We start from the raw sequence: 16,248 nt of genomic DNA on the forward strand, positions 1-16,248 counted from the left end.
GCTACTTTCTTAAATTGTTTTCGATAAACCAAAAAGATCAGAAATCACTCCTATAGCTTTTTCATTCTTCACTTTGAGAGTTCCTTCTCCAATCAATACGCCTTTGTTAGCATCTCCAGTTTTAGCAATATTTTTATCTTCTTGAATGTTACGTAACCATAAAAATTCTAACATATTTGGATCAATCAAAAAGGCATTGCGTGCAGTTTCGGCATTGCTTGCCATAACACGATTAGGATGCACCATAACTTTCCCGAATGGTCCATCATATATATCTGCAGTTGCAACAATGGTATTGTTTTTACTGTTATCCGATACAGCATAGCGAAAAGACGCAACATTTGAATCCGACATAAATCGAACGAATTCACTTTTCACATATGGTGAAACGACAATATGACGAAAGTTAGCACCATTTTGATATCCTTCTTGCATGACCGCATCAAGGAGTTGTTTGGTAAAAGGTCTTTGTGCTCCATCTTTGGCTTTCTTAGTCATTCCGCTTGTAGGATCATATCCTCCGCTAGCACCACCTGTCCCCCTATTAACATTTGTTTTAATCCAACTACTCAAAGAAGCAAGTTTACGGGGAGATTTTTTTTCAGATTCCTGCGCACTCACAAGAGCAAATTCAACATCTTTACGAATTTCTAGGGCTTTTTTTAATTTTTGCTCCTTATATTTTAAAAGAGAACCCGTATCATCTATGGATTCTTGTGTTCCAGAAAGAATCCAACTTTTACGCATAATTTGGGTATAATTACCCATTCTTTCAGGAGTGGAAATTGATTCGAAACTATATTCATCTCCTTCTAATTGGGCATTAGGACCAGGAGATGAAAGATCATCAACAACCCATTCTGGATGAATTGACCGTGTGCTGCCCTTTTTAATCATCGAATAAATAGGGGTATCTTCTGGCGTAATACGTGACACAACATCAGATAAAGATTCCTTGTTGGTAGAAGAAGAAGTGCTAATGAATGTATTAGTAATTTCAGTCATAATATAAAATTATCCTTTAATGAGAGTGAAGTGATTAAAATTAATTGTTGTGAAAAGTATGAATGGTATGGGCATTATTGTAGAGAACTGACTAAATTGTGCGCGTAGGCTATTGAAAAAAGCATGGTTCATCGCCTAATGCTTCATTCAAATAATTTTGATATTGAACAGATGTATTTTACAAAAAAATTCTTTTTTTATACGAAATCGATGTCTAAAGCATCATAAAAAGATCCACTTTTCTGTAGTTTTTGTATAGCTCTTTGCTGTGATGTTATGCGATGATGATTGCAGCTTTTTTTTCTATTAGGAACACTGCTACCAGAAGGTTTGTGACGAATTTTACGGTAGACATCCTCGGATATTTTTTGAGATTGCAATCCTAATTGTGCGTAATGTGCCAGAACAAGTAAACGATGATCGATAATATTTTTCATTTCTTCTTCTTGAAAGCCAATCTTTTTTCCTATTTTAAATATATTTTGAAAGAAGGATTCCCGTTGTGCTGGATCTTTTGTTTGCGGAAAAATATTTTCTAACTGTTCATTTTCATTTTTTAGTTTTATTTCCACATGTTCCGCGTCTAATTCTTTGGCGATTTTGTCAGGATAGCGTCCTTCTTCAACGAAATGATTGATAATGTTCAAAGCCTGCTGTCGTAAATTGATAATATTCTGATAAGCAGATGGATCTGTTTGTGCCAAAGAAGGATGAGGATCAGCAGGCATATGATGATTGATTAGTTGTGCTAATGAATCTGCGCTATGTGCCAAAATTTTTGCTTGCTTTTGTACATAATTTTTTTGTTCTACAATATCTTGCTGTTTTGACAAATAATCTTGACGACGCCAATAACCATCTTTGAGTTCAGCAATGGTAATTTTTTCACCATCATCCAGATGAACTTCGTGTAAATCATTAATTTCTTGCAAATCTTCATCTGAATCTTGTGAAGTTGGTTCACAATCTAATTCTTGCTCTAATCCTTGCTGTTGTGCAATATTTTCATGTTCAGTATCTTCATCTTTATCTTGTTTTTGTAGATGATTAGCAGATTTATTGGTCATCTGCTGATTTGTATTATTGTACTGTGCATATTGTGTATTCACACCGTTACCCAATATTTGTTGCGGTTGATTGGTGGCAGATTCTAGAGCAGAAAACGAATCGTCTGATGTAATCATAGGATGACACTCCTTTTAAAAAAGATTGATTCTAAATAAAAATATGATGAGAACTCATACCCGCAGGCATGATTTAAAAATATACAATAACCACTGATGCGTTTTTTCTTACAAACCGATTTACAGCTGTACCTATTTTTGCAATCTTTCTTTTTCTTTAAGAAGATATTCCGCCTCTATTTGTTGGCTTTTAAGGCTGATTTCAGCTTGTATTTTAGCACGCTTGAGCTCCATATCGGCTTGCAATCGTGCATAAGATAGAAATTGTTCAAATTGTAATCGCTGTATATGTTCATTCATCGGATCAGCTGTTAAATGATCACTGACATCTGGTCTTGTAAAATATTCGTTTACATTTTGAACCCCAATCGATTCAGCCAGACGTGCAATGCCGTTATATAAATTGGTAGAAGACACAAAAGGATTATTAATACCAAATGTTGCAAGAATTTCTTTTTGAAGACCCAAAAGATGAGAAATCATCATAGTATCTTTTTCACGACTTCCCGATCCTAAGCCAATATTTACTTTAGCATCCATATCTGCATTCCAATGTCTTGGATCAAATGAAATCCATTGGTCTCGCAATCTCACCATGCGCACTTTATCTTGATGTTGAATAATCAAGCGTAATAATCCTCGAAAAAGACGCTCTAATCCTTGAGCTAATGTACGCACAATCAGCTCTACTTGCCCTACACCACTTTGCTCAATCAAAGAAGTCGCCGTAGCCGTCATATTTTGTAATATTTCTGGAGAAAGACCCGAAGAGATATCAGAAATACCGGTACGATCAACCAATTCTTGGTCCAAATAGTGCAACATCGAAAAAGACTTGTCAGCGATCATCGGCACACTATGAATTCCTAATACACTGCGAATATCCATTCCTGATACAACACGAATGGGCTTGCCGAATTGTGGATTTAATACACTTTCTGGATCCACAATTGATCCTTCTTGGACAATTGTTTGCGGTTGATTTTGCCAATAAAGATTATCTAGTGTTTGACGCAATAAAACAGTTTTGATTTTTTGAATTTCAATAATAGAGGATGCTAAACTTTCTCCTACAAAACAATGAGGCGCCCGTATAGCGCGCAAACATGTAAAAGGCAATTCATCCCATTCTTCATTAACGAGAATATTGTCTTTTCCTGTTCCCCCAACCATTACAACACGACGTAATTCAGCGATTCCATCGTTATCATAGTCAAGTGTGACATATAATTCATAATATTCAATCATCTCCAAAGCGGTATCAGAATGATGATATTTTGAAAGTTGCCATGAATTTTCATTACCTTGCGAAGATGCTACTTGTAATTGATTAATATATTTACGATCATATCCCATAGAAATGAGATCAGAACGTGTAAGGTATAATTTACGTCCAACAATCGGACTTTTTTCAATATCGGTTGCATCAGGATGAATGAGAAATTCATCAGGTGGCACAGCGTCAACACATACTTTACCTTGAGAGTATTTTCGACGAATACGAATATCGTGAATGATCTCTTCCCGATCTTTTCTTTGAGTATGTTCCAGCACTTCAACCTCAGGATCACTAATCAAGAGAACGAAGGACTGTTCATCTAATCCCGTATGTAAGCTTGTTGCACATTTTTCTTGTAACTCATAGCGCCACGTTAAAATACCAACACCAGATAATAACGCGTCATAGATAGAATCTTCCACAGAATCTCGTCCTTTTGATTCTGGAAAAATGATCTGATTGACATAATCACTTGCAGCAATAGCCATTTCTTCATCCCCTTGCCGAACAGGACAATATTCGACAAACTTATGTCCAGAAAGAAGAACGCGACAAATAGAAGGCATAATTTTGCGAATTGCAGCCCGCAAATCACACGAGACGACCGAAGAATGTCCCACTACAGAGGGAACATCACGCATAATTCCGTTATAATACTCTTGCGAATAAATATACGCATGTTGCCTCTCTGCTAGCGTCTCTTCTGCATCTGCAATCAAACGTGATATTTTATGTGAAAAATTTGTTTTTAGATCATCAGTCATCATTGAATATGAACTTCTTATTTTAATAATGAAATGGAAAAAATAGTTTTAAAACTACAATGAAAATAAATGTATTTTTGTATTAAAGACTCAAAAATATAAGATGTGCATTTTTCATATTGACGATATCAAAAGGATATATTAAGCCGCATACTATACTCAGGAGTAAATATTTTTTAATTCTAGCGATGGCATTACATCAAATGTTTTTGACAATATGGATCATATAACTTTTCTTGGAGTATATTTCCATGAAGAGCATACAGGCCTAGAAACAGAAAAACGTTTCATCATTAAACCATAACGACTTGCACAAATCAGATCTTCTTTTTCTTTGATGATTCGTCCTTCGCGACGATGATATTGACGAAATTCATCCAACCATTCTTGACAATCGCTAAATACTTTCCAGCGCCCCGATCGCATACGATCCAATATATCAGAAACTCCTGCCTCAACGCCATTGCTACCATCATCAAATGTTGCACATTCTGGCAACATTTTCATTCCTTGTTGGCGATATTGAACAGCTAATTGTTCACCCGAACCTTTATCATGTTGCAATCCATCATGTGGCCAAGCCCAAGGCAACCATTTCCCCCAAGACTTCAATACGGCAGCATGGAAGAGAGGAGTTTGTTCTCGACATCGATAATTTTTAACAACATAGATCACATCTGAATCACGATTCCACGCAAGCTGCACCGCAGCAAAAGGATGATGCCATCCAAAATCCATCCCTCCTATTTGTGACCAATGTTCGGGAATATCGAAAGAAGTGATGACAATATCTTGTTCTAAAATAGGAAAAATACGTCCTGATCCCAACACGGGTTCTCCTTTTGTTCGCGCTTCTCTCTCATGAAGCGGATAACTATTGATAATCCGTATCCTTTCTTTTGCAGTATAATGCGGTGTTTCTTCCAAAGTCATGCGGATCACCTGTCGGTCTGGAGAGGAAGAAGAAAGATAATGTTCAACAATATTCGACCGCCCCTTTAAAGGAGTTAAAGTAAGAGCAACCAAACCTTGTGTTGCATTAATTCTGGTCAATCCCTCAAAATATACATCTTCAGGAGGCTCTTCATCAAACCATACATAATCTACGGTATTAGATTGCCATTTTTCCCTGCCCTGCTCATAAGCTTTCAATAACAAAACAGATGTTCCACCTGAAACATGTTTGATCGTGACAGTAGTATATGCTCCTGCAACATTGAAACGACGTGTCATATTAACGATTGTATGCGCTGGAATCATACCACTTCCTTGCCGATCTAAAGACATTGGCTCCCCTAACAAAAGACGTTGAATACCATCACGCGTTAATTCATATGATACAGATCCCGCCACCATAACGATTGGCTTAACAAAGCGATGTCCTAACCACCATGGTGGATAAAAACCCGTCAAGTGTATTGCTGCTTCAGCAGCCCCTGCCAGCGTCTTTCCAAGTTGATTTCCAGCCATAAAAAGACGTTCTCGTGCTATTTTTCCCAATTGATGGAATAATTTTTGCTGTTCATAAGGGTGATAAAAATCAAGACGACGAAATTCACGTTGTTTTTTTAACTTTTGTAGGACAGACATCTTGATTCTTAGAATCTGTGACAAGCTGTAATTCTTTTTCGAGAGATCGAATGATTTCACATAATTGTTCATCAGTTAGTGGATCTCCGTTTATTGTTTCTTCTTCTTTTATATTCTCTTTGGGAAGTATTTGAGCAATAAGGCGCAAATATTGTTCAGGCTTTTCTTTGCGCAAATTTTTTACTACTTTGCGACCATGTTTAGAAAAATCTTTAATTAATACATTTTTATATAAACGTTGAAGAGAAATATCTTGATGAAATAATTGATTTTTTTCAGAATATTTTACTTGTGTTGATGAAGGCATGACGAGAGACATTTATTACACTCCTCTAAAATAACCATCTCATTTTTATAGGCATAATTACAAAAATTAACGCAAAATCCCAAACAACAACCAATTATTGTTGATCTCATGAAGCCCTGTATGTTGTGAGAAATCTAATAAAAATAAGATTGTTTTTTAAACGTCCCTTATGAAAAATTCAAAAAACACTTATTTTCCGACAATATAGCAACTATAACTTTTCTTTAGAAAAAAACCATTACACTACGATTGCGTAAGAATCCTTGTTCATAGCCAAGAGCAACCCTCATGTTTTTTCAGAAAAACGACGAAAAGAGGCGATCATCATCTCTAATGATTCATCGCCTATTAAAAATATTTTATAATCATGGCTATAATACAAAAGAACGCCACATACTAAAAATCATGTTCAGCGCTCTCTGTTATTCATAATATTTTAACTTTATTTAATAAGGCTATATATACTGAATTTAGGATAAATGTCAACAACATTTTTAGGAATTTATAGCAAAAAGAGAAAATTTTCATAAAAAAACGCATTTATAAGAATATAAACCTACTAAAGACCATGCAGTCCTTAATAATTGATGTGCTTATTTTTCGCATTCATACCGATGAAAAAAGAATCTTTCAATTCCAATACGTTTTATGGTAATTTCAATATGCTTTATTGTAAAAATGGACTGCGTGAGAAATTTTACGAAGGGCAAAGACAGGGGCTTTAATAAATTTTTTGATCGTCATAAGATAATAAAAAGTTGAAGAGAGTAAAAAAATACCTAACGAATAAATTTGTAAATGAATCAACATAGTTTTCCCTTAAAATATAAACAGAGACATGTACGAGCACAATCCTTAAAAGGGTATGCTCAATACTATAAAAAGTAAACAACATTGGAGCAGAAATTACAATTACTTTTCCAAATAAAAATTGCTAATGAAAAAACAAAAAATATCTCTAAAAATAATTATATATTATATTATAATATAAAATTATAAATAAGGTGTTAAATATTTTTGTATACTACACACGACACTAAAAATAATTAATGACATTTTGTATACTAATATTAATATTGAGTATATCGCATTAAATACATTTAATTATGATGTATAATAAAAAAAATATAAGGACTATGATTTATTTGTTTGAAAGAAAAAATCAATATTTAATAGTTTATTTATGACAATATCGTTACAAGTATAGATCAAAGATCTATAATAACTGTATTGATTATTATGAAATGAAGTGTTAAATTATTAAAAATCAACATATCTATGACTATATTTCATGGAGTATTTTATAGTATTGTATCTTATTGGCACAATTGTATACGTTTGAAATAAGAAAAGCAATATTTTCATGATCCATAAAAAAAAGAAAGTGATATAAATATGCCAAGACGTAGAAAAGATGAATCACATTTGTCGAATACAATATTACGTGAAAGAATGATTTTCGTAAATAATTTTCGCAATACTCGGAAAGAAGCAAAAATAACCCAAAAAGAAATAAGAAATCGCACTGGTTTTGCCCAATCATGGATTAGTGAATTGGAAACAGGAAAATCAACTATTAATATCGATAATATGATTATTCTAGCTCATACCTTGAATACCCCTTTGTGGAAACTTTTAAAACCTTAGTGGGTGTATGCCCATTTAATTTTTTAAATATCTTTAAGGAATCGCCATCAGAAATGATATTTATATTATGTAGATATGGCGCTTCTTTTATCCTACAAGGACTTAATGCGACCAGCTATGCTACATTGCATATGCATCCACTTAATATACCCTCATTTCCCTAATGGCACTGCAATAATATAGCCCCATTTTCCAAATGGCACCGCATTATAAATCGAATATTTTATTTTGCTCTTTATACAAAATCATTCTATTTTTTGTTGTTTTCTCAGAAGAAAACGATCATCTGCAACGCCATTTTCTCGTTTTTCAAACAACATCCTAAAAATATATTATTAAGTTAATAATCCTATCTAATGGAGATATTTTTCTAAAAAATCACTCTATTATACTTTATGGCATAATATGGAACATAAAAACTATATAAAACAATGTTTCCCCTAGATTTTTATTGAAAAATGTATTATAATAAAGGAATAAATTCTTTTAGTGGCGTTTTATGTACTTTTTTGATAATTTTATTTTATAAACATAGAAATATTTTCCTTTAAAATATTTAGAAAAATTTACGATAAAAATAAATTTAATACTCAATCTTTCTTATAATTAACAATTTTTTTACGTTTATTTCCAAAAAAATATCTTATCCTAACATAAAGAAATTCTATTATCTATTTGAAAAAATAGTACTTTTAAAAATTTATATCATAGATAAAAAGAGATTTTACAATCGACTAAGAACAAGAGTTTGTGAAGATATAAAAAATACTGATCTTCCAATATTTTATATTGTCTTTCTTCAACATATTAAGAAAAAATTCATAAAAAAAATATAGTTTTTATAGGATAAATTGATGGCAACAGTTGAAACCGATTTTTTTGTAGAATTTGAACAAGAGATTTTAGGATCTTTATTATTAAACGGTAATTTAAAACCAATTATAAGCTTTTTAGATGCAAAACATTTTATTGACCCAGTTCACAGTGAAATATTTCGTGCTATTTTATTAGCACACGAGAGGTTTAATGCGATTAATCCATTAATTGTGAAACGCCTCATGAATTCTGAAATTATATCTCATTTTGAGAAACAAACGAAAATAACTTTTTCTACTTATCTTGGCAACTTGCTAACATTAGCCACTACAATTAGTTCCGAAGTGATCAATGCAGCACGACGAGTTGTACAACAATGGGCTAGAATAACGATTTCTCAAGAAGCAAAAACGCTCTCGTTATATACTTCTCATCCTAGCTGCAATACTACTTCTCTAATCCAAAAATTCATGCAAAATTTTGAGGATATTAACTCAGAAATTCGCTTGGCAAACAATAAATGCACAAGCACATCTTGTATTTCTATTGCCCATGCAGCAAAAACAGCAATGATATCAGCAGAACAACAAAAAGAAAAAGATGGGAATACTGATCTCAAATGGGGATTAAAAAGTATTGATCATTTAATAGGTGGCGTGCAACTACGTGAACTCATTCTCATAGGTGCACGCCCTTCTATGGGAAAAACAACTTTTGCACTTTCTGTCGCATTGCAGATGACAATGAGTGGTCATGGCGTTGCATTTTTTAGCCTTGAAATGGACAGAGAAAAAATTGGTGCCAGAGCCCTATCCAATCTTCTTTATGAAAGCCCTGCTCGCATTCCCTACATTAACCTCATCCGCGGAGAGATCAATCAAGAACAACATCGCTCATCCAAAGAGATATGCGAACAACTACAAAATTTTCCCCTCATTATTGATGACCGTACTTTTCCCACTATAGTTGAAATTCGTACACGCAGCGAAAGGATAGCAGAACAAGCACAAAAATCTGGTAAGAGTTTACAAGTAATTATTATTGACCACCTTGGTCTCATACGACCTTCTAATCGTTATCAAGGCAATCGTACTTATGAAATTGCCGAAATAACAGCAAGCCTCAAATCGATAGCACGTGAATTAAATGTAGCCGTTATTCTTTTATCTCAACTCAATCGTTCTGTTGAAAATCGTACGAATAAAATTCCACAACTTGCTGATTTACGAGATTCTGGAGCAATTGAACAAGATGCCGATACCATCGCATTTTTATATCGCAAAGCCTATTATTTAGCACGAGAAATAGGAGGAACCTCTGATGAAAAATTTGAACGACGTGATAAACTTGAGATTCATGAAAAAAAAATGGATTTTATTATTGCCAAACAACGTAATGGGCCAATTGAATCCGTTTCCCTTTTTGCCGACATGCCATATTCCATAATAAAGGATGGGAAAGAATAGTGAATAATCGTCCATGGTACAAACGCTATCCAGCTGATTTTATCTCTGGTGTTTTAGAACTCACCCTTGAACAAAAAGGAGCGTACAGCATTATTATTGATCTGATGTATGATCGTGGAGGATCAGTTCCTGACAATGACAAATACATTGCAGGTGTTTGCGGATGCTCTATAAGAAAATGGAGAAGTATCCGTATCGTACTAGAAAAAGCTAATAAGATTTTTTCTAAAGGAGGGAATATTTATAATTATCGCGTTGAAAAAGAGATGATAAAAGCCATGAAAGCCATCGAAGAACGTCAGGAAAACGGTCGAAAAGGTGGAATAAAATCTTCTCAAATGCGTACTCTTACCCATAAAAACAACAACTTATTTCAAGGAATACTTGAGTCCGCGCACGCGTCCTATAAACCAGAAGCTATAAATAAGAAAACATCTAATCATTTTTGGAAAACAAAAAAAATATTTTTAGAACCATCTCAACCTCTTCCAGATCATCAACTTCCATTTACAAAACCTATGGAAGTTGATGAAGAGTATTGGAAAAAAAGACTATTATGGGCTAATCGTGATGGAATCTGGCCTTCAGATTGGGGTCCTGCTCCAGGGAAAAAAGGCTGTCTTGTTCCGGAAAAACTACTTCAAGAAACTAATCTTCAACCATTTGAATAAAATTTTTTTGATAACTATTTTTACATTAGAAATAAATTTGTATTTTCAGTCCATTGAAAGAGTAATTTTTACAAACATTTCTCATACAAAAAATAATAAATTTAATACAAAAATATTTTTAAAAGCAAATTAAAGGAGATATTCCATGGTCAGTAAAGACGAAAAAGGTTATAAAAATAAGTCTACTGGACGCCCATGTAAAAAAGGAGTTGCACGTACTGATAGCGGTAGAATTTCTCGTTCAAAAAAAGTAAAATTATCCACCGAAAAAATTGTACAAGAAGCAAGAATGCGTCTTTTTGGATTAAGTGCTTTTCAAGCTGCTCAGGCAGAAGGTGGTAGTCGCGTTGGTCGTTTGAGACTTACTGGTAAAATATCTTCCACACAATATCAGTCTTTTATATGTTTTTCTCATCAATATCACCAATATATCAACATGATACAATCACCTAATAGTTTACAACGCCGTGGTGAATATTTTAGAAAATATCCCTACAGCGAGGAAAGAGATACACAACGTTGTTTAGCTATTAAAAAAAATTGGCTATCCTTAAAAAAAGCAATAGACGAAGCCCAAAATAACTCATCTCATAATTTATGGAAAGCGCTTGAATATTTTCTTGCACGAGATAGCCATACGACTTACTCTACCCCGTTGAGTTTAGAACTGGCTTTATGCCATGCAACCGATATTCTCATTGATCATTATGGTATTGTATCTTCCAAATAAAAAACAGATAAATCCACCATAGATGGTGTATTTTAAAAAAATATCTAAAATATTTGTTGCGGGTCCTTTACGATGACAAATGAGCAGAAACTATACTCCCAATGACACGAAACAAGAATAACCAAAAGCAATATAATAAAATCCAGAGATCAAATTTAATACAAAAAAGAAGCCCCACTTTCTGACTTCTGGCAACCCTACTTTCTTACTTCTTATGTAAGATTAGCTTTGCTTATAATCATTTATTTTGCATGCAACCTTTTCAAGGTATAAGACAATATAAATAATACAAAATTTCTTATTTCATACCAGAACAGGATCAGTAGCAACGATAATATACCACAGATAAAAAACGAAAATATCATACAATCAAGACTACTTTGAAAGTATGTTTGTAGAATAAAATAAAGAATACTCAATAAAGTTATAAAACTAGCTATAATAGTCGAAACTCTATTAAATACAATTCCTGAAACAATGCTTACCAAAGGAATTATTCCTAATAAAAAGAACTGAAAGTACATATTATAGGATATTTCTTCTCCTTCTATACCACTAGGATAGATGACATACAGTGATATCAAAACACACACTGGTAGCATTAATGCATGGCATAGAATGGATAGTTCTCTATAAGAAAAGTAGCGTTTGGAATCTTGTAATTCAAAAGAAATACCTAAAAATAAGATCAATGATATCCATAATATAATAACATAGATTCCATATTCTCTAACAGACGAGAGATCGTATATTTGATAAATATATAATAATGTAAAGAAAATTGATCCGATTATAGCGAGAAAAAAACCGACGAACAAACTAATCACGAGTCTATATCTAAAGAAAAAGATATATTGCAAGCATGCAACAATAAAAACATATCCCCAGATAAATAACCTTTCACATAAAAATAAATTTTTGAATTCATAAAAGTAATGAGAACATAAATCCTTAATTTCCAAAGAATCTCTAACGAATATTTGAGTTATGTAAAAAATGATCGTCAAAGATATCAAAAAGATGATATAGAAAAATATCTCTAAATAAACACGCCTCTGACCCCTTATAGAAAATTCCATTGCAATCAATGATAGTATAGTAGAATAAACTGCAAAAGAGAGAGAAAACCATTGTTTCTCAATACATAATATGAGACCTGCTATCAAAAAAAGAGACAAACTCATAAATAAGAAAAAATCTCTAATACGGTAGCTAAATACTGGAAATCCTAAAGGATTTTTGCAATCATCTTTTAATAATAATTTGTTCTTGATCATAATCAATATACAATAACCTTATAATAAAAAACTGATCAACACTGAGCAAATATGAAGATCAAAAAATATGACAATCATCATGGCTATCAACATATAAAAAACGTTCAATATACGATCAATTTAATATCTATTAATGTTCCATAGATTGATTTTAAAAAATACTTTTTTGGCAATACTAAATTCTATGATAATAGCACATTATTTTAACAAAAAAACAACAAACATATAAATTTATAGCATTTAGCATTTAGCATTTAGCATTTTATGCAAAATAAATTTTTCAAAAAGCAATATTAATATCACGAAAAAATATCCAAAAAATGCATGATTCCTATTATGAAATCATGCACCTTTGTCATTTTTGTATATCTATGGCTTTTAGCTTACCACAAGAAGACATTGTTATAGAGAGATTGAAAATTAAAGATCTCCATCATCTTTTCCCAAAATCTTATATCACTTGCTTAAAAGTATTCTTTATCTATTTATTTTGATCAAAATATTTTGTGATAAGCGACTCATTGACATAGACCGGATACTGCTGTCTCAAATAGGCAATGGATGAATCTAACATATCCTTCCCTATCATTTTTTCCAAAGAAAGGATAAATTTCTTTTTATCATCCATAGGATTAATCTTAGAACGGACTACTTTGAACACAACTTGTTCTGCCCCATTCTTGATAGGAAAGCTTTTTACCATCCCCACAGGACCAGAAAATACCCTTGAAATACCATCATTTTCTAAAATTCCCTCTTCTGATTCTTTTGTCATACGAGTAATATTACTCTTGACTGAAATGAATTTTCTAAGAGAAGATGCCATATCCGCAAAAGATTTTCCTTTATTACACGCCAAAACCAAATTCTGCGCTTTATTCAACACGGCTTCTGTTTGTTGAATGCTCTTCCAATCTTTTTTCACTTCCGTCAAAACTTCTTCCAATTTTCTATCACGAGCAGGAATAACTTCTTTTACTTTAAAGATTACATAGCTTCCATCAGGCAATTGTATGGTATTATCTGTGACGAGAGCATCTTCCTGATTAAAGATACGAGACAACAAATGATCTTTATAAGGTATTTTTTGTACTGGACGATTCTTCATGTCCATTCCTAAATAATTAAGCGGAGGAAGATCTCCAAAAGAAAATTTCTCTTTTGTTGCAATATCTTTCATTGTCTTTCCTGAAGAAAGAAGATCCTGTGCTTTTTTATACTCTTCCAAAACTACCTGACTTGCTTTTGCAAGCCGAACTTTATGTTCAATACTCTTTTTGATTTGTTCAAAAGGAGTTGTAAAGCTAGGTTTAATACGACTGACATGAGCAATCACATATCCAAAAGATCCATGGATCAAAGAGGTATAATCCCCTTCTTTTGCAAGAGCAAAAATTGGATCTGCTAAAGAAGGATCAGGAATATATTCTTTAGAAAAACTTCCCAACGAAATATCAGAAAGAGATTTGCCTTTTTCTTTAGCCAATTGTATAAATTTTTTCCCTTTCTTCAAAGATTTAAGAGCTTCCTCTGCCTCTTTTTGATTTGGGAAAACTAATTGTTCTACTGTTCGAATTTCTGGGGAAAAATATTGATTTTTATTTTTTTCATATTCTGAACGCAACTCACTTTCTGTAACAACCACATTCTTTTCTTTTTCATTTACATCTAACGCAATATAAGAAAAGCTCTTGTATTCTGGCGCTCTATAATTCCCTTTAAACTTTGCAAACCACTCTGCAAGAACCACAGGAGCAGGATCTACGACAGCAGGAACATCATGAGCATTAAGAACAACATACTCAATGGTTCGATTTTCAGAATAATGCCGCATCATTTGCTCTGCTAAAAAACGGGAGGACTTGTCCCCTCCTATAAACATCTCAGCAATATCAGAGCGTGAAATCATTTTTTTATAAGTTTCAACATACTCTTTTTCGGATACACCTTCCTGAGCTAATTTGGATAAAAATACCTCATGGCTGAATTTTCCATCTTTTCCATAAAAAATTGGTTGAGATCCGATAAACTCAAAAACACGACTATCAGGTGCTTCCAAACCCGTATCTTCAATAAACTGATCAATAGCAGCTCCAGCGACAAGATGCTCCGTAATTTTTTTATCTAATTCAGCAGAACGTGCTCTTTCTGGAGGTACAGCAAATCCAATTTGTCTCGATAAAGCATCTAATTCTTGTGTCCAAATCTGAATAAAAGCGGAAAGAGGAATTTTTTGATTGCCTACAGAAACCACTGTTGATTTTCCTGAAAAGGAAAAAAAAGCATCTGACACTCCCCAGACAATAAAAGGAACGAACAAGACGACGAGAAAAATCTTTGCAACCCACGTACGGGAAGCCTTGCGTATTATCTCCAACATGATAATTTATTATCCCCAAAATCATTGAAACATTTTAACTACAGCTCTATGTTGAGATGTAGTTAACAGATATTTGGTAAATATACAATTTATTTCGGGTTTACGACTATATCTTTTGGCAAGCGATCAACAGAATATAAAGAAGAGCAATAATGCCCAGCACATTGAGTGGGTCATCATCATTGTGTCATAGGAAATTATGATGATTATCATATCCTAGTTTTTTTTAATATGTAACATAATAGGAATTGATATTTTTTCATAATACTACAGTTTCACCTACGATGATTTTCTTCTAATGCTACAATCAAATTTATATCACCGACATTGTCTTGCCAGAACAACTGTTACGCTCACTTAAACTATATAGTGAGTTGACGATAAAGTGACGATTGAATAAAAGACCTTAAAATCATAGGGAAATTACATTCTGTATAGAGTTTATACAGAATATTGAACGTATCTTGATTCTAGGAATGATAAAAAAAAATCCTTAAAACCTTTCCGACTAAGACACCAAAAAGAAAGACATTTACAATAACATAAAGTTTTATAACGTTTTCATAAGTGAAGGGAAGAAGAATTATACTACAGATATTTTTAAAATATATCTTGTATTCTTCATGCCAGCAATATATTTTTTTCAAAATTTTACCCAATACATTTAATCCATTTTAGAATAGTTCTGTAAAAAGACAAGAAAACTCTTGAACTTATAAAATACATAGAAGGAAAAAACCACCTTCAAATGAAGTAATTTATTTGAAGTGCAATTATACTAAAACAAATTAATATTACATTAAATGATAAATTCATAAAACCAAGTAATATAATAACAATTATTACTTTAAAATATATTAAATTTAATTAATAATAATAATAATAGACAGTATAACCATTATGAATGGATACACTCAGGCATTATAACGATATTTCTATACTTTCATAGACTGTATTTTTTGAAGAAAAATATACTATCTCACTTTGAGACATACTAATTCTTTTTAAGAAAATCAATACTTAAAATGGATTATATGGTAAATAAAATTTAATATGCTCAAGAATATTATTCTTAAAGGCGAAATTAAAGAGGTCAAGGCAAAGCCAGAATTTCAATGCTGATAGTAAGGCT

The 16,248-nt window shown here is 32.7% G+C and carries 10 protein-coding genes; 4 read left to right on the forward strand and 6 right to left on the reverse strand.

Annotated features, from left to right (window positions below; genetic code table 11):
- Positions 1-9 precede the first annotated feature (9 nt).
- The 5 genes from CKC_RS03775 to CKC_RS03795 form a co-directional block, all read right to left on the reverse strand.
- Positions 10-1,005, reverse strand: a complete 996-nt coding sequence (locus CKC_RS03775) for a DUF5309 domain-containing protein (protein ID WP_013462190.1) — start codon at positions 1,003-1,005, stop codon at positions 10-12.
- 197 nt (positions 1,006-1,202) lie between these two features.
- A complete protein-coding gene (locus tag CKC_RS06330) occupies positions 1,203-2,189 on the reverse strand; it encodes a hypothetical protein (protein ID WP_013462191.1) in 987 nt (328 codons plus the stop codon).
- A 132-nt stretch (positions 2,190-2,321) separates the two neighbouring features.
- Entirely contained in the window at positions 2,322-4,235 is a 1,914-nt protein-coding gene (locus CKC_RS03785; protein ID WP_013462192.1) for a portal protein, read from the reverse strand.
- A 219-nt stretch (positions 4,236-4,454) separates the two neighbouring features.
- Complete coding sequence (locus tag CKC_RS03790; protein WP_013462193.1) at positions 4,455-5,822, reverse strand: terminase large subunit domain-containing protein; 1,368 nt, start codon at positions 5,820-5,822, stop codon at positions 4,455-4,457.
- The gene (locus CKC_RS03795) at positions 5,788-6,141 is read right to left on the reverse strand and encodes a hypothetical protein (protein ID WP_013462194.1); all 354 of its coding nucleotides are present in this window, start codon (positions 6,139-6,141) and stop codon (positions 5,788-5,790) included. Before CKC_RS03795 ends, CKC_RS03790 begins: the two co-directional genes overlap by 35 nt.
- 1,383 nt (positions 6,142-7,524) lie before the next feature.
- On the opposite strand from CKC_RS03795, the gene CKC_RS03800 reads away from it, so the two are divergent.
- From CKC_RS03800 to CKC_RS03815, 4 genes are all read left to right on the forward strand, one after another.
- Positions 7,525-7,776, forward strand: a complete 252-nt coding sequence (locus CKC_RS03800; protein WP_013462196.1) for a helix-turn-helix domain-containing protein — start codon at positions 7,525-7,527, stop codon at positions 7,774-7,776.
- Between the two features lie 854 nt (positions 7,777-8,630).
- Entirely contained in the window at positions 8,631-10,058 is a 1,428-nt protein-coding gene (locus CKC_RS03805) for a replicative DNA helicase (RefSeq protein WP_013462197.1), read from the forward strand.
- Positions 10,058-10,729 carry a YdaU family protein gene (locus tag CKC_RS03810; RefSeq protein WP_013462198.1) on the forward strand — a complete coding sequence of 224 codons (672 nt, stop codon included), beginning with the start codon at positions 10,058-10,060 and terminating at the stop codon, positions 10,727-10,729. Before CKC_RS03805 ends, CKC_RS03810 begins: the two co-directional genes overlap by 1 nt.
- A gap of 145 nt (positions 10,730-10,874) precedes the next feature.
- Entirely contained in the window at positions 10,875-11,459 is a 585-nt protein-coding gene (locus CKC_RS03815) for a hypothetical protein (protein ID WP_013462199.1), read from the forward strand.
- Between the two features lie 1,758 nt (positions 11,460-13,217).
- Here CKC_RS03815 and CKC_RS03825 read toward each other — a convergent pair.
- Positions 13,218-15,116: a peptidylprolyl isomerase gene (locus CKC_RS03825; RefSeq protein WP_013462201.1), complete on the reverse strand. Its 1,899-nt coding sequence runs from the start codon at positions 15,114-15,116 to the stop codon at positions 13,218-13,220.
- Positions 15,117-16,248: the final 1,132 nt, after the last annotated feature.

The sequence above is a fragment of the Candidatus Liberibacter solanacearum CLso-ZC1 genome (genome assembly GCF_000183665.1).
Classification (GTDB): domain Bacteria; phylum Pseudomonadota; class Alphaproteobacteria; order Rhizobiales; family Rhizobiaceae; genus Liberibacter; species Liberibacter solanacearum.